Consider the following 24,300-nt stretch of genomic DNA (forward strand, 5'->3'; position numbering starts at 1 on the left):
GATACCGATGTATAAAAGCTAAATGTTGATATTGAGACAGGGCTTTCTTCCAGCTTTTCAAACTTCGCCAACAAAGAATCATCCACCTCACAACAATATGCTTGCAGTAAACTTGTCGGCAGAATCTCTAATTTAAAGGCGTTCATGTTATTCGATAGTCGGCTTACAATGTTAAATAAAAATTTCCACTGACAGGTTTTTAAGGACGTCGGCTAAAGCTGTCTCATCACTTAAAAATTCCTTCCTACCACCCATTTCACGCCGAATTTCGGCAACTTACTATGCATGCATAAAAAACATACTAAATACCGTTTTAAACTTTGGTATAGCATGATAAAAATTATATTTGTATAATTACAATTTAATAAGAATTAAATATTGAAATTAAAATATATAAAGAATTAAATACTTATTTTAAAAATTATTTTAAAGTCTTGCTATTCCTTAAGGCTATATCTAACTTACATAAACGCAATCCAGATCATATCACTTTTCGTGATTTGACGGTGTTACGCGCAAAACGTTAAAATGAATATGAGTTCATCAGCAGATACTTCTACCGCTATAGAATTAAATAAATATAGCAAAACCTTTACGCAAGACCCTACACAGCCCGCCGCGCAGGCCATGCTTTACGGCATTGGCCTTACTGATGATGATATGCAAAAAGCGCAGGTTGGCGTAGCCAGTATGGGTTACGATGGTAACACCTGCAACATGCACCTGAATGACCTGGCCAAACTGGTAAAACAAGGCATCTGGGACGAAGATTTGGTAGGCCTCATCTTTCATACGATTGGTGTTAGCGATGGTATGAGCAACGGAACAGAAGGCATGCGTTACTCGCTGGTTAGCCGTGACATTATTGCTGATTCAATAGAGGCAGTTACCGGTGCCCAGTATTATGATGGCCTGATCACGCTGCCCGGTTGCGATAAAAATATGCCGGGATCTATTATGGCGATGGGCAGGTTAAACCGCCCGTCGATAATGGTATATGGCGGTACTATTAAACCCGGCCATTGGAAAGGCGAAGACCTGAACATCGTATCGGCATTTGAGGCTTTAGGCAAAAAAATAGCCGGGCAGATCACCCCCGAAGATTTTATGGGTGTAATAAAAAATGCCTGCCCAAGCGCAGGTGCCTGTGGTGGCATTTACACGGCTAACACCATGGCGGCAGCTATCGAGGCATTGGGGATGAGTTTGCCCTACTCCTCATCAAACCCCGCCTTAAGCGACGAAAAGAAAGCCGAATGCCTCGCAGCAGGTAAGGCAATCAAAATATTATTAGAGAAAGACATTAAACCAAGTGATATCATGACCCGCGAGGCATTTGAAAATGCCATGGTGGTAATTATGGTATTGGGCGGCAGTACCAACGCGGTTTTGCACATGATAGCAATGGCTAAAAGTGTAGGCGTTAAAGTAACGCAGGATGATTTTCAAACCGTAAGCAACCGCATCCCGGTTCTTGCAGATATGAAGCCGAGCGGCAAGTACATGATGGAAGACCTGCACAATGTGGGCGGCGTGCCGGCGGTTATGAAATACTGCCTGGCGCAAGGCTGGCTGCACGGCCACTGCCTAACGGTTACCGGCAAAACCATTGCCGAAAACCTGGCCGAGGTGCCTGAAATGGATTTTGAATCGCAAAAGATAATTCTTCCTGCCGAAAACCCGATCAAGGCAACCGGCCACTTACAAATACTGTACGGAAATATTGCCGAGGGCGGCAGCGTAGCCAAGATCAGCGGTAAAGAAGGCACCCATTTTGAAGGCCCTGCAAGGGTGTTTGATGGTGAATTCGAGTTGATCGCCGGCATCCAGAGCGGCCGCGTTCAAAAGGGCGATGTGGTGGTTATCCGCAACGTGGGCCCTAAAGGTGCGCCGGGCATGCCCGAAATGCTAAAACCAACGTCGGCCATTTTTGGTGCCGGCTTGGGCAGTTCGGTCGCACTCATCACAGATGGCCGCTTTAGTGGTGGCACGCATGGCTTTGTGGTGGGCCACATCACGCCCGAAGCTTTTGACGGTGGTGCTATCGGCCTTATTAAAGATAACGACCAGATCATCATCGACGCGACCAAAAATACCATCAACGTGATATTAAGCGACGAGGAAATGGCTGCCCGCAAGGCCGCATGGCAACAACCGGCCCTAAAAGTAAGCAAAGGCCTTTTATACCGTTACGCCAAAACAGTAAGCAATGCGGCAGAAGGCTGCGTTACGGATGAGTTTTAATAAGAATCAGAAATAGAGATAAAATCAGTGCAATCGGTGTAATATGGAAACACAAACAATCACACAAGAGATAGGCGCAATTACAACAGAAGTTGCAAAGCCAACCACCATTGAGGTTTCCGGATCAGTAGCTTTACTGGAAGCGCTGATTGCGGAAGGTGTGGAAACTATTTTCGGTTACCCTGGCGGCGCTATCATGCCTATTTATGATGCCCTTTACGATTACAAAGAAAAGCTGAATCATATCCTTGTCCGCCATGAGCAGGGCGGCATCCACGCCGGCCAGGGTTACGCCCGTACATCAGGCAAGGTGGGTGTGGTGTTTGCTACAAGCGGCCCCGGCGCAACCAACTTGGTTACCGGTTTGGCCGATGCACAGATAGACAGCACCCCATTGGTTTGCATCACCGGACAGGTATTTGCCCACCTTTTAGGTACAGATGCTTTTCAGGAAACAGACGTGATCAACATCACTACCCCGGTTACCAAATGGAACTACCAGGTGACTGATGCTACCGAAATTCCGGAGGTGATTGCCAAGGCATTTTATATCGCCAAAAGCGGCAGGCCCGGCCCGGTGTTGATCGATATTACCAAGAATGCACAGATCCAGAAATTCGACTACGAGGGTTACATCAAATGCAACCATATCCGTAGTTACAGGCCAAAACCTATTGTAAGGCCGCAATACATTCAACAGGCTGCCGAATTGATTAATCAGGCCAAAAAACCGTTTATTATATGGGGACAAGGCGTAATATTAGGTAGTGCCGAGCAGGAGTTTAAAACCTTTATAGAAAAGAGCGGCATCCCCGCGGCATGGACAATCCTGGGTGCAGGCGCTATCCCTACAGACCATCCGCAAAATGTAGGTATGTTGGGAATGCATGGCAACTACGGCCCAAATGTATTAACCAATGAGTGCGATGTACTGATTGCCATTGGTATGCGTTTCGACGACCGTGTAACAGGTCGCCTGGATAAATATGCCAAACAGGCAAAAGTGATTCATTTGGACATTGACCCGGCCGAGATAGACAAAAATGTAAAATCTACAGTACCGGTATGGGGCGATTGTAAAGAAACCCTCCCCCTGCTTACAGCAGCCGTTGAGGCAAAAAAGCATGACGAGTGGCTGGCTTTGTTTAACGACTATACCCAAAAAGAAGTTGACGCCGTAATTCACCAGGAACTAAACCCAACCACCGGCGAGATGACCATGGGCGAAGTGATCAAACAACTGAACGATATTACCAAAGGCGAAGCAGTTATTGTAACGGATGTGGGCCAGCACCAGATGGTAGCTTGCCGTTACGCGCAGTTTAATAACACCCGCAGCAATGTTACCAGTGGCGGCTTGGGCACTATGGGTTTTGCATTACCGGCAGCTATAGGCGCTAAATTTGGCGCACAGGAGCGTAAGGTTGTTGCCATTATTGGCGATGGTGGTTTCCAGATGACCTTACAGGAGTTGGGTACCATTATGCAGAGTGGTGTTAATGTAAAGATCATTATCCTCAACAACCGTTTCCTGGGGATGGTGCGCCAGTGGCAGGAGCTGTTTAATGAGCGCCGTTACTCGTTTGTGGATATTCAAAGCCCAGATTTTGTAATGGTAGCCAAAGGCTACGGCATTGAAGGCAAAATGATTGACGAGCGCGCAGACCTAACCTCATCCTTACAGACGATGATAGATCATAATGGCTCTTACCTGTTAGAGATCATGGTGACCAAAGAGAACAACGTATTCCCAATGGTGCCGCAAGGTTGCAGCGTAAGCGAGATCAGGTTAAAGTAACATCCCCCTAAAGAGAACAACATGGAAACCCAGGATAACGAAAAGCAGGAATTTAATATAACGGTTTACACAGAAAATCAAATTGGTTTACTGAACCGTATTGCTATTATCTTCACCAGGCGCAAGATCAATATTGACAGCCTGAACACCTCCCCTTCCGAGATCGAGAGTATTCATCGGTTCAATATCGTGATCACCGAGTCTGAAGAAGTAGTGCGCAAGTTAACCCGCCAGATAGAGAAACAGGTAGAGGTTTTAAAAGTGTATTATCATACCAATGCCGATGTGATATGGCAGGAATTGGCGCTCTACAAGGTATCGACAGATGTTATAGCCGAGCAGGTAAGTGTGGAGCGCTTACTGCGCGAGAATGGCGCCCGTGCGGTGGTTATCCGCAAGGATTATACAGTATTTGAAACCACCGGACACCGCGAAGAAACCGACGCGCTAATCAAAATCCTGCAGCCTTACGGCCTGATAGAATTTGTACGCAGCGCGCGTGTGGCCATCATAAAAAACAGCGAAGGCTTCAACACCAAGCTTCGCGAATTTGAAAGACTGGAACCGGGCGAAGAAGTGGCCGAGAACGAATATCTGAACAAAGGCCAAAAGGTATTTACGATGTAAGATCAGAATTCTGAAAATTCTTAAATTTTGTAAATCCTGATTCAGACAAAGAACAGAACTATTATAAATCACAATAAAAGATCAATCGGCGAAATCATCTGAATCGATGAAATCACCAAAATCAAAAAACAAAAACAATGGCAAAACTAAATTTCGGCGGTAGTGAAGAAAATGTAGTAACCCGCGAAGAGTTCCCTTTATCAAAAGCTCAGGACGTTTTAAAAGACGAGGTTATAGCTGTAATTGGCTACGGCGTACAAGGCCCGGGCCAGGCGCTTAATCAAAAGGATAACGGCATTAACGTAATTGTTGGCCAGCGTAAAGGCACTAAAACCTGGGATAAAGCGGTAAGTGATGGCTTTGTACCCGGCGAAACCCTTTTTGAAATTGAGGAAGCTTTAGAAAAAGGAACTGTTATTTGCTATTTATTGAGCGATGCAGCACAAATTGCTTTGTGGCCAACCGTTAAAAAACACTTAACTCCCGGTAAGGCATTATATTTTTCTCACGGTTTTGGGATCACTTTTAATGAGCAAACGGGCATAATCCCTCCAGCCGATGTTGATGTATTTTTGGTTGCGCCCAAAGGTTCAGGTACGTCATTACGCCGTATGTTCCTGCAGGGCCGTGGCTTAAACTCAAGCTACGCTATTTTCCAGGATGCTACCGGTAAAGCCTTTGAGCGTGTTATCGCTTTAGGTATTGCTGTAGGTAGCGGTTACCTGTTCGAAACTGATTTCAAGAAAGAAGTATTTAGCGATTTAACCGGCGAGCGTGGTACGCTGATGGGTTGCATCCAAGGTATTTTTGCGGCACAGTACGATGTGTTGCGCGCAAACGGCCACTCACCTTCAGAGTCTTTTAATGAAACTGTTGAAGAGCTGACCCAATCGTTGATGCCATTAGTTGCTGAAAATGGTATGGACTGGATGTACGCCAATTGCTCAACCACCGCACAGCGCGGCGCTTTAGACTGGTGGAAAAAATTCCGTGACGCTACCAAACCGGTATTCGAAGAGTTATATAACAGTGTTGCAACCGGTGTCGAATCGCAAAAATCTATCGACAGCAACAGCAAGCCGGATTACCGCGAAAAGCTGGATGCGGAATTAGCAGAATTGCGCGAAAGCGAGTTATGGCAGGCAGGTAAAACCGTACGCAGCTTACGCCCGGAAAACCAGGCTGTAGAAGCATAAATTTCTTTAGTAGCAAGTATCTAGTATCAGGTATCAGATTTTTTGATGGCAGATATTAAGTACTTGCTACTTATACTGAACAATACTGGTATTAAGCGCCCGGGGTTGCTTGATACTTGATACTAACTACTTGATACTAAAATGGGACAAACATTATTCGACAAAATTTGGGATGCGCACGTCGTCAGTAGCAACGAGGGTTTTCCGGATATCTTATACATCGATACACATTTTATACACGAGGTTACCAGTCCGCAGGCATTTGACGGTTTGCGCGTAAGGGGCTTACCTGTTTTCAGGCCGCAACAAACCGTTGCCACTGCCGACCACAACGTACCTACATGGGACCAGCACTTACCCATTAAAGAAGAACTTTCCCGCTACCAGGTTGATATGCTTACCAAAAACTGTGCGGAGTTCGGCATCGAACTTTACGGTTTGGGGCATCCCTTCCAAGGTATCGTCCACGTTATAGGCCCTGAACTGGGCATTACGCGCCCTGGGGGCACTTATGTTTGCGGCGATAGCCATACTTCAACACACGGCGCCTTTGGTGCCATAGCGTTTGGTATAGGCACCTCGCAGGTTGAGCAGGTTATGGCAACCCAGTGTTTATTGCAGCAGCGCCCAAAACGCATGAAGATAGAAGTGAACGGCAAGCTGCAAAACGGTGTTGGTGCAAAAGATATCATCCTGTACATTATCTCGCAGATCTCGGCCGCCGGCGGTACGGGTTATGCAGTTGAATATGCAGGCGATACAATCCGTGCTTTGAGTATGGAAGGCCGCATGACCATCTGTAACATGAGCATTGAGATGGGTGCCCGTTGCGGATTAATAGCGCCGGACGAGACAACCATTAATTATGTTAAAGGCCGGGAGTTTGCGCCAAAAGGCGAAGATTGGGATAAAGCCGTTGCTTACTGGCAAACTTTGTACTCTGATGAAGATGCAGAATTTGACAGTGTACTAAGCTTTAACGCCGAAGATATTGAGCCGATGATCACCTACGGAACCAATCCGGGCATGGGCATTGGTGTTACACAGCACGTGCCGGAGACTGCTTCGTTCGAGCAGAAAGAACAGGGCTCCTACAAAAAGGCGCTGGATTATATGGGCCTGCACGATGATGAACAATTATTAGGCAAACCTATAGATTATGTATTCATTGGCAGCTGTACCAATAGCCGTATTGAAGACCTGCGCCAGGTAGCCGAATTTGTAAAAGGCAAGCACAAATCCGATAACGTTACGGTATGGGTTGTACCTGGTTCTAAACAGGTGCAGGAACAAGCTATTCGCGAGGGGCTTGATAAGATCTTTGATGCGGCCGGCTTCCCGCTGCGCGAACCGGGATGCAGTGCATGCTTGGGCATGAACGAAGATAAGATCCCCGCAGGGAAATATTGTGTATCTACCTCTAACAGAAATTTTGAAGGCAGGCAGGGCCCTAACTCACGTACGTTTCTGGCCAGCCCGTTAACAGCGGCGGCAAGTGCCATAACAGGAGTGGTTACAGATATAAGGGAATTTTATTCTGAATCAGAATTTTCAGAATTAGAGAATTAATAGAATGTTATTAATCTAATGGAAAGGGATGAACTCACATATAAGGTAATTGGATGCGCTATGAAAGTGCATAACACCCTTGGAAATGGGTTTCAGGAAGTTATTTATCAACGTTGTTTGGCTATTGAGTTAGCTAAAGCAGACGTGAAATTTGTGAGGGAAGAAGAACAGCCTATTTTCTATGAAGGTATAAATGTAGGAACAAGAAGAGCTGATTTTATAGTTGAAGGGCGACTGTCTGTAGAGTTAAAAGCACTTATTAACTTGGAGGACGTGCATTTAGCACAAGCGAAAAATTACACAGTGGCCTACAATTATCCTTTAGGCTTATTGATAAACTTCGGCAGTCAAAGTCTTCAATACAAGTTAATATTTAATCAACGATATAATTTACAACAACCTCAGAATAAGAAAACAGGCATTCTGTAAATTCTTAAATTCTGTAAATTCTGATTCAGATGACCAAAATATTTAAACATATCCAAACCAGCGCGGTGCCCCTGCCTATCGAGAATATCGATACGGACCAGATCATCCCCGCACGGTTTTTAAAGGCCACTACCCGCGAGGGCTTTGGCAATAACCTTTTTCGCGACTGGCGTTTTGATAACGACGGCAACCCGAAGGCCGATTTTGTATTGAATGAACCAAAATACAGCGGCAAAATATTGGTTGCCGGCAAAAACTTTGGTTGTGGAAGCAGTCGTGAGCATGCTGCCTGGGCACTGGCCGATTATGGCTTTGATGCCGTGGTGAGCAGTTTCTTTGCCGATATTTTTAAAGGCAATGCATTGAACAACGGTTTGCTGCCGGTACAGGTGAGCGATGATTTTTTAAAAAAATTATTTGACGCCATTGATGCTGACCCACATGCCGAAATTGAGATCGACCTGGTTGATCAATTCATCCGGATCTCGGCAAGTGGCGAGCAGGAAAGCTTTGAGGTAAATCCGTACAAAAAAGCCTGCATGACCAACGGTTACGATGATATTGATTACATCCTGAGTAAAAAGGAACTGGTTGAAGAATTTGAGCAGCAAAGGTAAAAGGCAACAGCCAATGACTAATTGCCAAATGACAAAAAAGTAATGAACCAACAAAAAGAGATCAAACGCGAAGGCAAAGGCACTGCAAAATTATTTGACGAGCGCAGCCTTGCTGCCGACTATGCTACCCTGCCTCCCCTTATCCAACAAGGCTGGCAAGTGTTGGATATTGGCTGCGGTACCGGAGCTATCTCTAAAGACATCGCCAATTTAGTTGGCGAAACCGGGCATGTTACCGGCATAGACCACACGGCCTATTTTATAGAAAGCGGGCGGGAAACGTATGCGGATGTTAAAAACCTGGATTTGATCCATGCAGACATCTTTATCTACAGCCCGTTAAAAAAATTCGATCTGATAGTAGCTGCAAGGGTATTACAATGGCTCAGCAATCCGCAAGAAACAATTGCGAGACTTAAATCGATGCTGAAACCGGGCGGCATTTTATCAATTCTGGATTATAACCACGAGGCACTGCAATGGCGGCCGCAACCTCCGGTAAGCATGCTTAAATTTTACGCTACCTTTTTGAGGTGGCGCGCCGATGCAGGCATGAATAACCATATAGCCGAAGATTTGCCCGGCTATTTTGAAGAAGCCGGCTTTAAGGCAACTGAGGTACTTGATGCCAGTGAAACTTACACAAAAGGTGAAGCTAATTTTGAGCACAAAGCAGGTATCTGGTCGTCCGTTGCGCAAATGACCCAACTGGTTGAAGAAGGTTACATTACCGATGATGACAGATTACAGGCTATTGCCAAATACAATGAATGGATACAAAGCGATGCGCAGCTGATGGTAATGAAATTAACAGAGGTGCGCGGGGTTAACGAATAATACAAATGGGAATCACAAAGAAAATATTAGTAATACCCGGTGATGGCATCGGCCCGGAGGTAACTACCTGGGGCAAAGCCGTACTGGAAAAAATTGCAGGGCAATTTGGCCATCAATTTACCTATGATGATGGGTTGATGGGCCACGTGGCTATTGAAGCTACCGGCGAGCCCTTGCCCGAAGAAACATTAGATAAGGCTAAAGCCAGCGACGCCATACTTTTTGGGGCGGTTGGCCATGCCAAATATGACAACGATCCATCGGCAAAAATTCGCCCGGAGCAGGGCTTATTGAAAATTCGTAAAGAGTTGGGGTTATACGCCAATCTGCGCCCAATTATGCTTTTTGATGAGCTGCTGGATGCATCCAGCTTAAAGCCGGAGATACTGAAAGGTACTGATATCCTTTTCTTCCGTGAGTTGACGGGCGACGTATATTTTGGAGAGAAAAAACGCAGTGAGGACCGCCGTACCGCATCTGATCTGATGATCTACCACCGTTACGAGGTAGAACGTATAGCCACAAAAGCTTTTGAAGCTGCACGCACGCGCAGCAAACGTTTATGTTCGGTAGATAAAGCTAACGTGCTGGAATCATCGCGCCTGTGGCGAGAGGTGGTTCAGGACCTGGCTAAAGAATATCCGGATGTAGAGACCGAGCACATGTTTATTGACAATGCCGCCATGCAGCTGGTTAAAAACCCTAAAAAGTTTGATGTGGTGTTAACAGCCAACCTTTTTGGCGATATCCTTACTGATGAGGCATCACAAATCGCAGGCTCCATGGGCATGCTGGCATCTGCCTCTATTGGTGATGGTACGGGTTTCTTTGAACCTATCCATGGCTCAGCGCATGATATTGCCGGGCAGGACAAGGCTAACCCGCTGGCATCTATCTTATCGGTAGCATTAATGCTCGAGATCAGTTTCGGATTAAAAGATGAGGCAAAGAAGGTAACTGACGCTATCGACAAAACTTTAAAAGAAGGTTACCGCACCGGAGACATCGCCGATGCCAAAACCGACCCGGCTAAAATTTTAGGCACAAAAGCTATGGGCCAAAAGATATTGGAGTATTTAAGTCAAAATTAAAAAGTCAAAAGGCAAAAACGACTTAATGACTAATGACCCAAAAAGATGAAATGGAACGCTGATTTATATGACGACAAACATTCTTTCGTATTTCAATACGGCGAGAATGTGTTGGAATTGCTGGGTGTAAAGTCCGGCGAGCATATCCTGGACCTGGGCTGCGGTACCGGTTACTTAACCAGCGAAATCTGCAAACAGGGCGGCGTGGTTACGGGCATTGATGCATCTGCCGATATGATTGCTAAAGCGAGAGACAGCTATCCTGATATCGACTTTGTTGTGGCCGATGCTACGGCCTTTAGCTTTGAGGAGCCCTTCGATGCGGTGTTTTCTAACGCGACATTGCATTGGATCAAAGATGCTGATGCGGCCATCAAACAAATTTACGACGCCCTTAAACCCGGTGGCCGCTTTGTTGCCGAAATGGGTGGCAAGGGCAATATGCACCACATGGTTGCAGCAACCAAACAAGTGTTGGCCAATTATGGCTATGACAAGGTTGATGAAAATAATCCCTGGTATTTCCCTTCGCCGGCACAATATGCCGCCAGGCTGGAGCAGCAGGGTTTCAGGGTTACCTACATGGCCCATTTTGACAGGAAAACCCTATTACAGGATGGCCGGCACGGCGTTGCGAAATGGCTTAGGATGTTTGGACCCTCGTTTTTTACAGCGGTACCTGAGAATGCCTTGCCCGAAATATTAGATGAAATTACCGGCTTGCTGGAACCCCATTACAACGATAACGGGCAATGGTACACCGACTATGTACGATTAAGATTTATAGCAATAAAAGAGTAGTAGGTGATACGTAATATGTTTTACGTACCGCCAATAGTTCAAAGCAAAATACGTAATACCTAAAACGTAGCACGTAAAACAAATAAACTAAAAAATTATGTTACACGACCCTAACCGCGTTTATGTTTTTGACACCACGCTTCGCGATGGCGAGCAGGTACCGGGCTGCCAGTTAACCACGCCCGAAAAGATCGAGATAGCCCGCGAACTGGAAACGCTGGGCGTAGATATTATTGAGGCAGGCTTCCCTGTGTCAAGTCCGGGAGATTTTATGAGTGTTGTCGAGATCTCTAAAGCAGTAAAAGAGCCGGTGGTTTGCGCCCTTACGCGCGCCAACAAAATGGATATCGATGTTGCTGTAGAATCATTGAAGTATGCCAAAAGGCCGCGGATCCATACAGGGATAGGCGCTTCTGATACCCACATCAAACTGAAATTTAACAGTACCCGGGAGGAGATCCTGGAGCGGGCTGTCGATGCGGTTAAATACGCGAAAAAATCGGTAGAGGATATTGAGTTTTACGCCGAAGATGCCGGCCGGGCTGATGTTGAATACCTTGCCCGCATGGTCGAAGCCGTTATCGAAGCAGGGGCTACTGTAGTAAATATACCCGATACTAACGGTTACTGCCTGCCCGATGTGTACGGAAGTAAGATCAAATTTTTAAAAGAGAATGTTAAAAATATTGATAAGGCTGTTATATCCGTACACTGCCACAATGATCTGGGGCTGGCTACCGCCAACTCTATCGCCGGCCTGCAAAACGGCGCCCGCCAGATAGAAGGTACTATCAATGGTATTGGCGAACGTGCCGGCAACACCTCTATCGAAGAGGTCGTGATGATCCTGAAAACGCACCAGGTTCTTGGCCTGCATACCAACGTAAACAGCAAAAACTTTTTTGAAATGAGCCGGATGATCAGCAGCCAGATGCGGATGCCGGTACAACCAAACAAAGCGATTGTGGGCAGCAATGCATTTGCGCACAGCTCGGGCATTCACCAGGACGGTTTTTTAAAGAACCGCGAAAACTACGAGATCATTCGCCCGGAGGATGTGGGCTTCCCAAGCGCAAGTATTGTTTTAACTGCGCGCAGCGGCCGCCATGCCCTTAAATTCCACCTGGAAAGGTTGGGCCACAAATTGGATAAAGATGAGCTGTACGAAGTTTATAAGAGCTTTTTAACCCTTGCCGACCGTAAGCTGGATATAAATGATGATGACCTGCAGGGCCTGATGGCTTACAGGTTAGTAAAGAACTAACTTATGGATACTGTAACGCAAGCGCATTTAGATTTTGATGCCGCCTACCAAAGGCTAAAGGATGTTGTTAGGCATACACCACTGGAGTACAACGATGGCCTTTCGGCCAAATATGAATGCGAGATCTATCTGAAGCGTGAGGACCTGCAAATTGTACGCTCGTACAAATTGCGTGGTGCTTACAACATGATAGCCCAACTAAGCGACGAGCAATTAAGCAAAGGCGTAGTTTGCGCCAGTGCAGGCAACCACGCCCAGGGTGTGGCTTATTCATGCAAAAAACGCGGCATTAAAGGTGTTATTTTTATGCCCGAGATTACGCCCAAGCAAAAAGTAAAGCAAACAGAGATGTTTGGTAATGGCAATGTGGAACTGGTTTTAACCGGCGATACATTTGACGATTGCCTGCGCGAAGCACTTATCTATACCGAAAAGCATGGCATGGCCTTTATTCCGCCGTTTGATGACCTGCGTGTTATTGAAGGCCAGGGAACTGTGGGTATTGAAATTTTGCAGGACCTGCCGGATATAGAGGTGATTATAATGCCTATTGGCGGCGGCGGGCTCGCGGCAGGTACAGGTACATATTTAAAGCAACACTTGCCTGGCATTAAGCTGATTGGGGTTGAACCGGAAGGTGCACCATCCATGCTCACCGCTATCAATAATGGCGATAATACCGCCCTGTCGCACATTGACCGCTTTGTTGATGGTGCCGCCGTTAAACGTGTGGGCGATAAAACTTTTGCTATTTGCCGGGAGATATTGGATGATATGCTTACCGTGCCGGAAGGCAAAGTTTGCACCACCATATTAAAACTTTATAATGAAGATGCGATAGTGGTTGAACCTGCAGGCGCGTTATCCGTAACCGCGCTTGATGCGGTTAAAGACCAAATAAAAGGCAAAAAAGTGGTTTGCGTGATCAGCGGAGGCAATAACGATATCGACCGCATGCAGGAGATCAAAGAGAAATCGCTACTGTACGAAGGGTTAAAGCACTATTTTATAGTACGCTTTCCGCAGCGCCCGGGCGCATTGAAACTTTTTGTGAACAACGTACTTTCGCCGGGAGACGACATTACCCGTTTTGAATTCATCAAGAAAAACTCAAAAGAGAACGGCCCTGCCCTGGTAGGTATCGAATTAAAAAACGCCGAAGACTACCCTTCTTTACTGCAACGCATGGAAGAGCACCGGTTTGAGGTGATTGAATTGAACCGCGACCAGACGCTGTTTGAGTATTTGGTGTAGTTAATCAGCTATGTCATTGCGAGCTAAAGCTAGGCTCCCCGCAATGACATATTTGTTAATAAGCCTGTCTCTCCAATATCTTCATGGCTTCTTTAGCCGCTATCTGTCCGGATATCAAAGCCGGTGGCACGCCGGGGCCAGGCACGGTGAGCTGACCGGTGTAAAGCATATTTTTGATGTGCTTTGCCCGCATGGCCGGTTTAAAAAATGCTGTTTGGGCAAGGGTATTAGCCAGGCCATAGGCATTGCCTTTAAACGAATGATAATCAGCTTTGAAATCATTTAACGCATAGCTGCGTTTCAGCACAATGTTATTGCGGATGCTTTGGCCGGTAATGTCTTCAAACCGGTTGATCATCAAATCAAAGTACTTCTCCCGGGTAGCATCATCATCGGTTAGCCCTGGTGCAACAGGCATCAGAAAGAAAAGGTTTTCACCTCCTGCCGGTGCCGCATCCGGGTCTGTTTTAGATGTACAGCAAACGTAAAACAGCGGCTTGGCAGGCCATTGCGGTTCTTTGTAGATCTCTTTTGCATGCTGTTCAAAATCCTCGTCAAAAAACAAATTGTGGTGCTGAATATCGGGCACTTGTTTATCCAGACCGATATAGAATAACAAACTTGAGGGAGACATTGTACGGGTATCCCAGTACTTTTCGGAATAGTTACGATCTGGCTCTGAAAGCAGATGCTGGTCTACATGCTCATAGTCGGCACCGGTAATTACAAAATCGGCAATTAGCTCGCCCCCTGTAGTCACAATCTTACTTACTTTACCTTCTGTCGTTTCAATCTTTGTTACTTCAGTATTCAGCCTGATGTCTATACCGTAACTTTCGGCAATACTCACCATTGCTTTTACAATCTCATTCATTCCTCCCATTGGGTACCATGTACCCAGTGCAAGGTCGGCATGGTTCATCATGCTGTACATAGCAGGCGTATCCTGGGGGGTAGCCCCCAAAAACAACACCGGGAACTCCAGCATCTTAATAAGCTTAGGATTCTTAAAGTATTTGCGCACATGGCTGCTCATGCTGGTAAGCAACTGCATGCTCAGGCTTTTCCGGATCAGGTTAAAGTCGATAAACTCCGTAATGGCATGCGAGGGGCGAAAAACGTATTCGCCCATACCTACTTTGTATTTGTAGGCTGCCTGCTCCAAAAATTTGCGCAGGCCGGTACTGCTGCCTTGCTCCGTCGCCTCGAACAAGGCTTCCAATCGCCCCATATCCGCAGGCACATCCATTACATCATCCTTACCGTAATAAATGCGGTAACCGGGATCAAGCCGCTTAAGGTTGTAAAAATCGGCAGGTTTTTTTCCGAACAAGGCGAAAAAATTTTCAAATACATCGGGCATCCAATACCAGCTGGGTCCCATATCAAATTTAAACCCGTCTTTTTCCCACACACGTGCGCGCCCGCCGGGCTGGTCGTTTTTCTCCAATACGGTTACGCGGTAACCTTCCTTTGCCAGTATGCAAGCCGATGCCAATCCCGCAAATCCGGCTCCGATGACAACTATATGCTTTGATTCGCCCATCAGCAGCCAAATTAAGCAAATTGTAGCAGCCTTCTGAAAAACAATACAGCAATCATTTTGTACCTTTACCGTAACCGACCCGTGCGATGACTTTATTTGATGAAACCTGTTTTGAGTGCAGTAAACTGATCACTATTAAATATAGTACATCGTTCAGCAACGGCATTAAGGCCTTTGAAGAAAGGTTTAGGTATCCGGTTTACGCTATTTACGGTTTTGTACGCTATGCCGATGAAATTGTAGATACCTTTTACGACTATAACCAGCGCGAATTGATCGACGAGTTCCGTGAGGAAACCTTTAAGGCTATTGACAGGGGCATCAGCACTAATCCCGTTTTGCAGTCATTTCAGCAAGTGGTTAATCAGTATGGCATCGAAAAAGAACTGATCGAATCTTTCCTCAATTCCATGAAAATGGATTTGGATAAGACTGCTTATGATGCCGACGGTTACAAGGTTTACATTTACGGTTCGGCAGAAGTAGTTGGCCTGATGTGCCTGCGGATATTTGTTGAAAACGACTGTGACCTTTACGACCGGCTGGTACCAAAGGCCCGTAGCTTAGGCTCGGCGTTTCAGAAGATCAACTTTTTGCGGGATATCAAATCGGATTATGAGGACCGCGGGCGAACTTATTTCCCCCAGGTAGATTTTACCAACTTCACCCAGGCCGACAAAACCTTTATCGAAACAGACATCAAAAAAGATTTCGACGATGCGTTAGAGGGCATTAAATTGCTGCCAAAAGGCAGCAGGTTGGGCGTTTATGTTGCTTACGTTTACTATTTACAGCTTTTTAAAAAAATAAAGGGCACAAGCGCAGGTACGCTGACACAAAAGCGGATAAGGGTATCAGACACAAAAAAATTCGGTTTATACTTAAAAGCTGTGTTACATCAAAAGCTTAACGTAATTTAGCACAACTAATAGCTCTGTATGCCGATGCTGCTTAAATATAAAATTTATTTGCTTTCAGCATTTTGCCTGTCGCTGGTAACCATAGGGTTTAGTGCAGCTATTTATAGCGTTGATGTGGCCGAACCTAATCTTCATCAGATCCGCAAGCTGCTGGTTACAGCAATTGACAGCAAAAAAACCACCGATTCGTTATACACCAACCTGGAGAACATGAAGGAGCGGTCGGCGCTTTTAAATGGTTATATAGGTACACTCGAGGCTTTAAAAGCAAAACACGCCTGGAACCCTTACTTTAAGGTAAAATATCTCAACAGTTCAGAAAAAACATTTGTAAAAGCGGTAACCCGCGATCCTCACAATATCGAGATCAGGTTTATGCGTTTCTCGATAGAGCATAATGTGCCGGGCTTTTTAGGTTACAATAAAAATTTAACCAGCGATAGGATCGAGATCATTAAACAACTGGACAAACAGTACTATGCGCAGGCCGATAAACCGCTGGTTAAAACCATTATCAGCTTTTTAATAGCTTCTGAGCGCTGTACACCTACCGAAAGCACCGACCTTAAAAAGCATTTAGCCGCCCTTTAGCTGTGAAATACACTTACTTGCTTATCAACTTCTTTACTATTCTATTTCCGGTGATTTTATCTTTTGATAAGCGGGTTGCCTTTTATAAAAGCTGGCGGTTTATTATACCGGGAATGGCCATAACTGGATTGCTGTTCCTGTTTTGGGACGTACTGTTTACCATCCATGGTGTATGGTCGTTTAACGATAAGTACATTACCGGGATTGAATTTTTCGAACTCCCGGTAGAAGAGATCTTATTTTTCCTTACCGTACCGTTTGCCTGCATTTTTATATACGCCTGCTTAAATTACTATATTAAGTGGACTATAAATCAGGACGTTGCCAGAAGCATTTCCGGCATCATCGCGCTGGCATCAGCATTTATTTTGATGGGCCATGCAGATAAGCTTTACACGGCGGTAACTTTCAGCCTTTTGGGTGTGATACTTATTGCATTATTATTTTTCGTTAAAGCACCATGGCTGGGCAGGTTTTACATGGCTTACCTGGTATCATTGATTCCATTTTACGTTGTTAACGGATTGCTTACTTCTATCCCTGTTGTGCTTTATAACGACGAACAAAACATGGGCGTCCGTATCTGGACCATCCCGTTCGAAGATCATTTTTATAGCATGGCCCTCCTAATGATGAATATCGCGTTCTTTCAGTATTTTAAAGATAAAAAAGAAGCGGCTGTATGACGGAACTACCAACTTATACCCGCTCGCAATTAGCATTGCGGAACGGACAGGACAAACCCCAGATCTGGGTGGCCTACAAAGGCATTATTTATGATGTAACCGACAGCCGGCTATGGAGAAACGGCAAACATTATGAGCACTGGGCCGGCCAGGACCTAACTGCCGAACTTGCCGACGCCCCCCATACCGAAACCGTTTTTGAAAAATTCACTGCGATTGGAAAATTGTAAGGTAGTTACCTTATAATTAAACTAATAAAGACATTTCTGTCTCTTTTGTGGGATAAATAAGTGAGGACCTAAATTTCCATAAATGAAAAAGCCCGCTTTTACAAGCAGGCTTTTTCTATATAATTTGAGTTTAATTATTTTAGTTTTCAGCGTAGATTGGTTTTGCTACACCGTTATCATAAGCTTTCAAATTCTTTTTAAGCAATTTGCGGGCTACGTGGATACGGGTTTTAACGGTACCAATTGGTATGGTCAAATGATCAGCAATCTCGTGATATTTGTGGCCTTCAAAATACATGGTGAATGGCACATAGTAATCTGATGGTAAACGGTCTAAAGCGCGTTTGATATCATCCATTACAAACTTTGCTTCGCCCTGGTTTTTAGTTGAGCTGAATACCAGGTTAGGTGATGAAATTTCATCGCTCTTGGTTACGAAAGTGCTCATCTTAACAAAACGGCGGTAGTTGTTAATAAAGGTGTTCTTCATGATTGTATACAACCATCCTTTCAAGTTGGTACCTTCTTTAAACTTATTGTAATAAGTAATGGCTTTCAACATTGTATCCTGAACAAGGTCGTTAGCATCGTCGGCGTCATGAGTAAAGTGTAAGGCGTATGACCTTAATGAACTTGCTTGACGTAATACCAGGGTGTTAAACTCAATCTTTGTCATTCTGTTAATGTTTTGTATTGAGTAGTATTCAAACATAGTACCAACTAATTTTGTATACATAAATAACTACAACTGGTTGGCATGCCGTCAGACAACGCTGTTTACACAGCAACTATCAACAAATAAAACATAATCAGCTGTAAATCAGGCTTTAGCATTTTTACCGCAAGCGGGAACAGCAATAGGGTAACCTAACGGTAATAATTACTTTAACTTACTGGAGATGAAGTTTTAATGAAATTTTCTTTGAAGTAAATATTTTAACTAATAATATTAACCTCGCGTTGTAGGGTAACGCCAAATTTAGTGTACACACTGTCTATGATTTGCGACGACAGGCTATACACTTCTGCTCCGGTTGCTCCGCCATGGTTTACTAAAACCAGTGCCTGGTTCTTCCATGTGCCGGTGTTGCCAACAGTTTTTCCTTTCCAGCCGCATTGTTCAATCAGCCAGCCTGCAGCCAGCTTAACCATGCCTTCGCCTGCAGGGTAATTAACCACATCAGGGAATTGTGCTGCAACAGGTGCAAACTCGGCAGCAGTGATCACCGGGTTTTTAAAGAAGCTACCGGCATTACCAATAGTAGACGGATCAGGAAGTTTGGATACACGGATATGCGACACCACCTGCGATACATCTTTAATAGTAGGCTCCGTGATGCCACGGTTGGCCAGTTCCTGCTCTATTGCTCCGTACTGGATGTTAATGTTGGGGTTTAAAGACAAACGGAACTTTACCGATACAATAATATACCTACCGGACAGTTCGGTTTTAAATACGCTTTCGCGGTAGCCGAACTTACATTCTTCTTTATTAAACGTGCGGATATTGCCGGTGGCTATCTCTACGGCCTGGCAGCTGTCGAACACATCTTTCAGTTCGACACCATACGCGCCGATGTTTTGAATAGGTGATGCCCCTACCGATCCAGGGATCAGGCTCAGGTTTTCCATACCAGCATAACCACGGTCGACACAAAAGTTTACCAGGTCGTTCCATACCTCGCCTGCACCGGCTTCTACAAAAACATCATCGTGACTGATGCGGTGTTCGATACCGCGGATGTTCAGGCGGATCACCAGGCCATCAAAATCCGAAACCATCAGCATATTACTGCCGCCACCCAAAACCAGGCGATGCATTTGCAGCCATTTTGGATCGGCAAAAAGCTCGGCCACCTCATCGGCGTGGCTGATCTCTACAAAATACCGGGCATTGGCATCGATACCAAAAGTGTTGAAGTTTTTAAGCGATACGTTTTCCTGGATTTGCAGCATGACGGCGAATTTCGGAATTTTATTTTAAAGCTTGTCGGCTTTCTACCTAAACCATTTCTTCCCCACTACCAGTAACCCGAACTCTTCCGAAGGATTTTTTTCTGTGGTTTTATGGTGGATCTTATGTGCGCGACGGATAGCCATCAGATAGCGGTTATCGCTTTTAAAGGCTTTAAAGCGATTATGAATAAACCAATCGTGAAAAATAAAGTAGATGCACCCGTAGGTACTGATACCCGCGCCAATCCAAAACCGGTAATCTAAAGTAGAGTGCCCTACCCACATCATCCATAAGGCTAAGGCTGCAAAGCCAATGCTGAACAGGTCGTTCAATTCGAACCAACCGTGACGTTGTTGGTGGTGCGTTTTATGGATAAACCACAACGGCCCGTGAAACAGGTATTTATGCATAGCCCAGGAGGCGAGCTCCATAACAGCGATGGTTGTTAGAATAATACCTATGTTAATTATTTGTTGCAATGTTTTAATGTTGAAACGTTGGAAAGTTATTTCTTTTTCTTGTCAGCCTCAAATTTCACCAAATAATCAATCAAAGACTTTGTTTTAGATGAAAACTCAACGCTTTTCTCGTACAACCTTTCGTAGAGTTTTTGATCAAGCTTACCAGCTTGGTTAAGTATAACTAATTTATTCCTGAATTCACCCGAAGATCCTTTAGCGTATCTTAAATATCGGACAAAATCAGGATTATTATTATACTCAAAACCTTCGGCAATATTATCTGACATGGAACATGCAGCGCGTCTGATCTGGTCTCTCATTCCCCAGTCAGATTTTAAAGGTTCAGAATCACAAAGCAGATAAATTTCAACAGCAATAGAAACAGCTATTTTCCAAATATCTAAATCTTCAAATCTATCGAACTTGCCCAAAACGTTTCAACATTAAAACCTTGCAACATTATAACAATACCTATATATGTATGGCCCTGTTTTCCGTTGCCGCTAAGCATGCTTCGCGCATGGCCTCAGTGTAGGTTGGGTGGGCGTGACTAGCGCGGGTTACATCCTCTGCACTGGCGCGGAATTCCATGGCAATAACCGCCTCGGCAATCATATCGGCAACACGCGGACCGATCATGTGTACACCTAAAATTTCATCAGTAGTGGCATCTGCCAACACCTTAACAAAGCCATCCAGGTCGCCACTTGCACGGGCACGGCCGCTCGCCTTGAACGGGAACGACCCTGTTTTATATTTTGTACCGGCTTCTTTCAACTGCTCCTCGGTATAACCAACAGCGGCAACTTCCGGCCAGGTATATACAACACCCGGTATCAGGTTATAATTAATGTGTGGTTTTTGTCCGGCAATCAACTCGGCAACAAAAGTACCCTCGTCCTCTGCCTTATGAGCCAGCATGGCGCCTTTTATCACATCGCCAATAGCGTAAACACCTTTAACGCTGGTTTCCAGGTGCTCGTCAACCGTTATTTTGCGGCCGCGCTCTTCTACGGTAATGCCAATTTTATCAAGCCCTAAACCATCGGTATAAGCTACACGGCCAACAGCAACCATACAATAGTCGCCTTTAAGTTCCTGTTTTTCGCCTTTAGGGTTATCAAATGTAACCGTAACCTCATCGCCGTTTACAGTAGCGCCGGTAACCTTATGGCCCAGGTAAAACTCCATACCGATTTTTTTCAGCACCTTTTGCAGCTCGCGGCCCAGGCCTTTATCCATGGTTGGGATGATGCTATCCATAAATTCAATTACAGATACCTTAGCGCCTAAACGCGCATAAACCGAACCTAATTCCAGACCGATAACACCGCCACCTATTAGGATAAGGTGTTTAGGGATCTCGGGAAGTTTTAAAGCCTCGGTAGATGTGATAATGCGTTGTTTATCGATCTTCAGGAAGGGCAGGCTGGCCGGTTTTGAACCGGTAGCAATGATCACCTTTTCGGTGGTCAGCTCGGTAGCTTTTCCATCAGCAGTGGTAACAATAACAGTATTCTTATCTTTAAACGACCCTACACCTACATGCACGTCAATCTTGTTCTTCTTCATCAGGTAGCTAATGCCGCTGGTATTGGCATCAACAACTTCCTGCTTGCGTTTGATCATCTGGCCAAAATCAATGCCCAGGTTGTCTAACTTAATACCATGCGTTGTAAACGTATGTGCAGCGTTATGGTAGTGTTCGCTCGAATCAAGCAGTGCCTTTGACGGGATACAGCCTACATTTAAGCAGGTACCGCCAAGGGTGCTATACTTTTCGATAATTGCTGTTTTTAAACCGAGCTGGGCGCAGCGTATAGCTGCAACATAACCACCAGGACCCGAACCTATAACGATAACATCATATTGCATAGTAGTAGTATTTATGGCTGGCAAAGTTAAGGAATGTTTACAGGCTTATAAATAGGCAGATGATTAAAATGTTAGGGGGCTGACAGAGCGTAGATGCGCGGATATACATACTTCAAATATGCATTTGAAGCCCTATTTGCCGTCGTGTTTTCAAAGAGAAAAAAACTACTTCCAATCATCAGTTAAAGCTTCATGTCATTTCGAACGAGCAACAGCAAGGAGAAATCTTCTTGAACTGTGCCCAATTAGGATGCGTCATTCGCTGTTATCGCTTTTCTCTTAAACACAACAACGTTATCACTGACAAATCTTCGCTTCAAAGCTCCCTTTAATGTAGCTGTTCTGGAACCTGGCATCTACTTTACCAGTTACTTTATCTGCGGTTATGGACGTGATCTCAATTACGCTATCGGATGAGAATAATGCGCCATCCGTAGAATTAGGATCGTCGATCAGTACATAAATGTCGTTCTCTGTAAATTTGCCTATCTTTTTAGGAACACTTAACCTAACCGAAAATCTGTTAATATCGGCGGCGCAATCATCATTCTTATTGGCCGACAAATAAATGTTAAAGAGGTCTCCCGGCTTGTAGTTTTGATAGCTAAAACTAACCGTGCGCACCACGGCATTTTGCGCGGTAAATGCGGAACTATAGATCATGCCGGAAACCGGAGTTGCCGGTGCTTTGGGCTGCGGCTGCGGGTTATTTTTTTTACAGGATAGCATTAAGGCCAGTACAGAGATCAGGTAGAGTTTATTTCTCATTATGGATTTGTTAGATGATTTGATAAGCCATTAACCGCCCCAACCGATATTTGTTTATCCGTAAAGCTCCTTTAATGGGCAATCCTATTGGCAAAAACTCTGTAACACTCTTAACACCGTTCGTATTATTATAATATACTTATTAAATTAGCCACTACTAATCCCCACATCAATGAAAAAAATCTACGCCTTATCATTATTATTAACCATCGCCTGCAGCGTATCATTTGCGCAGGGCAGCTATGTTAAAGATCATTTCACCAAAAAAGATGTTTACATCACTATGCGCGACGGCGTAAAGCTGTTCACCTCCATCTATACGCCAAAGGATGCTTCAAAAACAAACAAGTATCCTATTATGATGCAGCGCACGTGTTATAGTATAGCCCCTTATGGCGAAACTAAATATCCGGGCAGCTTAGGCCCGTCAAAATTCATGATGCAGGAAGGTTACATTTTTGTATACCAGGATGTGCGCGGCCGCTACAAAAGCGAGGGTACCTGGACTAACATGACCCCGGTTATCGACAACAAAAAAGCAAAAACTGATGTAGACGAAGGCAGTGATACTTATGACACTATAGACTGGCTGGTAAAAAATGCAACCGGCAATAACGGCCGTGTGGGTCAGTGGGGTATCAGCTACCCGGGATTTTACACAGCAGCCGGCATTTTATCCAACCATCCGGCGTTAAAGGCATCATCACCGCAGGCACCTATCTCTGATTTCTTCTTTGACGATTTTCACCATAACGGCGCTTTACTGGAGTCGTATTTCTTTACTTACCCGGTATTTGGTGTGCAAAAAACAGATACCACATCAAAAGCATGGTACGGTGAACAAAATATAAAAACCGGCACCCGCGATGGTTACCAATTCTTATTAGATATGGGCCCGCTTAAAAACGCCGACAAGTACTACAAAAACAACTTTTTTTGGCAGGAAACCATTAACCACCCAAGCTATGACGAGTTTTGGCAAAAACGTGGTTTGTTAAAACACTATAACAAAGTTAAACCTGCGGTAATGCTGGTGGGCGGCTGGTATGATGCCGAAGATTTAACAGGCCCGCTTGCTATCTATAAAACTATCGAAAAGAAAGACCCTAACGCTTACAATACCATTGTGATGGGCCCGTTTGGCCACGGCAGGTGGTCGCGCGAAACCGGCCACACCATGCACAGTAATGTGTACTTTGGCGATAGCATTGCTACGTTTTACCAAACGCAGATAGAGCAGAAATTCTTCAATCACTTTTTAAAAGGAAACGGTGATAAAAACAGCGGCCTGCCAGAGGCTTACATGTACAACACCGGTAAAAAAGAATGGGCGACTTTTGATAAATGGCCATCGCCTGCGGCAACACACCTTAAAATGTATTTAAGTGCCGATGGCAAACTGGCTAACAGCCAGCCGGCAGGTGCCGGTTCTACCTCTTTTGTAAGCGACCCGCTTAAACCGGTTCCTTACACCGAAGATAATACCACCACTATGGGCTTTACCCCGCACAATTACATGAGCGAGGACCAGCGTTTTGC

At 45.0% G+C, this 24,300-nt stretch carries 24 protein-coding genes; 17 read left to right on the forward strand and 7 right to left on the reverse strand.

All coding sequences use genetic code 11. The annotated features are described in order from the left end of the window. Positions 1-534: 534 nt before the first annotated feature. From ilvD to ilvA, 12 genes are all read left to right on the forward strand, one after another. Positions 535-2,244, forward strand: a complete 1,710-nt coding sequence (gene ilvD / locus ACE5CV_RS04975; protein ID WP_374949063.1) for a dihydroxy-acid dehydratase — start codon at positions 535-537, stop codon at positions 2,242-2,244. Between the two features lie 43 nt (positions 2,245-2,287). After that, a complete protein-coding gene (gene ilvB / locus ACE5CV_RS04980; protein WP_374949064.1) occupies positions 2,288-4,042 on the forward strand; it encodes a biosynthetic-type acetolactate synthase large subunit in 1,755 nt (584 codons plus the stop codon). A 21-nt stretch (positions 4,043-4,063) separates the two neighbouring features. Continuing rightward, a complete protein-coding gene (gene ilvN / locus ACE5CV_RS04985; protein WP_374949065.1) occupies positions 4,064-4,669 on the forward strand; it encodes an acetolactate synthase small subunit in 606 nt (201 codons plus the stop codon). Positions 4,670-4,806: 137 nt separating this feature from the next. Beyond that, positions 4,807-5,865, forward strand: a complete 1,059-nt coding sequence (gene ilvC, locus ACE5CV_RS04990; RefSeq protein ID WP_374949066.1) for a ketol-acid reductoisomerase — start codon at positions 4,807-4,809, stop codon at positions 5,863-5,865. Between the two features lie 141 nt (positions 5,866-6,006). Continuing rightward, positions 6,007-7,434 carry a 3-isopropylmalate dehydratase large subunit gene (gene leuC / locus ACE5CV_RS04995; RefSeq protein WP_374949067.1) on the forward strand — a complete coding sequence of 476 codons (1,428 nt, stop codon included), beginning with the start codon at positions 6,007-6,009 and terminating at the stop codon, positions 7,432-7,434. Positions 7,435-7,452: 18 nt separating this feature from the next. Then, the gene (locus ACE5CV_RS05000) at positions 7,453-7,863 is read left to right on the forward strand and encodes a GxxExxY protein (RefSeq protein WP_374949068.1); all 411 of its coding nucleotides are present in this window, start codon (positions 7,453-7,455) and stop codon (positions 7,861-7,863) included. A 29-nt stretch (positions 7,864-7,892) separates the two neighbouring features. Continuing rightward, positions 7,893-8,480 carry a 3-isopropylmalate dehydratase small subunit gene (gene leuD, locus ACE5CV_RS05005; RefSeq protein ID WP_374949069.1) on the forward strand — a complete coding sequence of 196 codons (588 nt, stop codon included), beginning with the start codon at positions 7,893-7,895 and terminating at the stop codon, positions 8,478-8,480. 42 nt (positions 8,481-8,522) lie between these two features. Then, complete coding sequence (locus ACE5CV_RS05010) at positions 8,523-9,317, forward strand: class I SAM-dependent methyltransferase (protein WP_374949070.1); 795 nt, start codon at positions 8,523-8,525, stop codon at positions 9,315-9,317. Positions 9,318-9,328: 11 nt separating this feature from the next. After that, complete coding sequence (gene leuB, locus ACE5CV_RS05015) at positions 9,329-10,408, forward strand: 3-isopropylmalate dehydrogenase (protein ID WP_374949085.1); 1,080 nt, start codon at positions 9,329-9,331, stop codon at positions 10,406-10,408. Positions 10,409-10,453: 45 nt separating this feature from the next. Next, the gene (locus ACE5CV_RS05020) at positions 10,454-11,209 is read left to right on the forward strand and encodes a class I SAM-dependent methyltransferase (RefSeq protein WP_374949071.1); all 756 of its coding nucleotides are present in this window, start codon (positions 10,454-10,456) and stop codon (positions 11,207-11,209) included. Positions 11,210-11,306: 97 nt separating this feature from the next. Beyond that, on the forward strand, positions 11,307-12,473 hold the full coding sequence (locus tag ACE5CV_RS05025) for a 2-isopropylmalate synthase (protein WP_374949072.1): 1,167 nt from the start codon (positions 11,307-11,309) through the stop codon (positions 12,471-12,473). A gap of 3 nt (positions 12,474-12,476) precedes the next feature. Next, positions 12,477-13,727: a threonine ammonia-lyase IlvA gene (ilvA, locus tag ACE5CV_RS05030; protein ID WP_374949073.1), complete on the forward strand. Its 1,251-nt coding sequence runs from the start codon at positions 12,477-12,479 to the stop codon at positions 13,725-13,727. A 55-nt stretch (positions 13,728-13,782) separates the two neighbouring features. On the opposite strand, the gene ACE5CV_RS05035 is transcribed toward ilvA, so the two are convergent. After that, the gene (locus ACE5CV_RS05035) at positions 13,783-15,273 is read right to left on the reverse strand and encodes a phytoene desaturase family protein (RefSeq protein ID WP_374949074.1); all 1,491 of its coding nucleotides are present in this window, start codon (positions 15,271-15,273) and stop codon (positions 13,783-13,785) included. An 86-nt stretch (positions 15,274-15,359) separates the two neighbouring features. Between ACE5CV_RS05035 and ACE5CV_RS05040 the strand changes: the two genes are divergently transcribed. Genes ACE5CV_RS05040 through ACE5CV_RS05055 form a run of 4 tightly spaced genes read left to right on the forward strand, consistent with a single transcriptional unit; the run spans position 15,360 to position 17,700 of the window. After that, the gene (locus ACE5CV_RS05040) at positions 15,360-16,193 is read left to right on the forward strand and encodes a phytoene/squalene synthase family protein (protein WP_374949075.1); all 834 of its coding nucleotides are present in this window, start codon (positions 15,360-15,362) and stop codon (positions 16,191-16,193) included. 18 nt (positions 16,194-16,211) lie between these two features. Then, the gene (locus tag ACE5CV_RS05045) at positions 16,212-16,784 is read left to right on the forward strand and encodes a hypothetical protein (protein WP_374949076.1); all 573 of its coding nucleotides are present in this window, start codon (positions 16,212-16,214) and stop codon (positions 16,782-16,784) included. A 2-nt stretch (positions 16,785-16,786) separates the two neighbouring features. Continuing rightward, positions 16,787-17,470, forward strand: a complete 684-nt coding sequence (locus ACE5CV_RS05050) for a lycopene cyclase domain-containing protein (RefSeq protein ID WP_374949077.1) — start codon at positions 16,787-16,789, stop codon at positions 17,468-17,470. Further along, positions 17,467-17,700, forward strand: a complete 234-nt coding sequence (locus ACE5CV_RS05055; protein WP_374949078.1) for a cytochrome b5 domain-containing protein — start codon at positions 17,467-17,469, stop codon at positions 17,698-17,700. Before ACE5CV_RS05050 ends, ACE5CV_RS05055 begins: the two co-directional genes overlap by 4 nt. Positions 17,701-17,839: 139 nt before the next feature. Here the strand turns inward: ACE5CV_RS05055 and ACE5CV_RS05060 are convergent, their stop codons facing one another. The 6 genes from ACE5CV_RS05060 to ACE5CV_RS05085 all read right to left on the reverse strand — a co-directional run bounded on the left by ACE5CV_RS05060 (position 17,840) and on the right by ACE5CV_RS05085 (position 22,761). Further along, positions 17,840-18,376 (reverse strand): sigma-70 family RNA polymerase sigma factor, encoded by a 537-nt coding sequence (locus tag ACE5CV_RS05060; RefSeq protein ID WP_121246079.1) that lies wholly within the window; start codon positions 18,374-18,376, stop codon positions 17,840-17,842. 260 nt (positions 18,377-18,636) lie between these two features. Then, positions 18,637-19,656, reverse strand: a complete 1,020-nt coding sequence (gene murB, locus ACE5CV_RS05065; RefSeq protein ID WP_374949079.1) for a UDP-N-acetylmuramate dehydrogenase — start codon at positions 19,654-19,656, stop codon at positions 18,637-18,639. A 42-nt stretch (positions 19,657-19,698) separates the two neighbouring features. After that, entirely contained in the window at positions 19,699-20,136 is a 438-nt protein-coding gene (locus tag ACE5CV_RS05070) for a sterol desaturase family protein (protein ID WP_374949080.1), read from the reverse strand. Between the two features lie 26 nt (positions 20,137-20,162). After that, a complete protein-coding gene (locus ACE5CV_RS05075) occupies positions 20,163-20,549 on the reverse strand; it encodes a four helix bundle protein (protein WP_374949081.1) in 387 nt (128 codons plus the stop codon). Positions 20,550-20,589: 40 nt separating this feature from the next. After that, entirely contained in the window at positions 20,590-21,993 is a 1,404-nt protein-coding gene (gene lpdA / locus ACE5CV_RS05080) for a dihydrolipoyl dehydrogenase (protein ID WP_374949082.1), read from the reverse strand. Between the two features lie 297 nt (positions 21,994-22,290). After that, on the reverse strand, positions 22,291-22,761 hold the full coding sequence (locus tag ACE5CV_RS05085) for a hypothetical protein (protein ID WP_374949083.1): 471 nt from the start codon (positions 22,759-22,761) through the stop codon (positions 22,291-22,293). Between the two features lie 172 nt (positions 22,762-22,933). Between ACE5CV_RS05085 and ACE5CV_RS05090 the strand changes: the two genes are divergently transcribed. After that, on the forward strand, positions 22,934-24,300 hold a 1,367-nt coding region (locus ACE5CV_RS05090), incomplete at its 3' end, for a CocE/NonD family hydrolase (protein WP_374949084.1).

This window comes from Mucilaginibacter sp. (assembly GCF_964263795.1).
Classification (GTDB): Bacteria; Bacteroidota; Bacteroidia; order Sphingobacteriales; family Sphingobacteriaceae; genus Mucilaginibacter.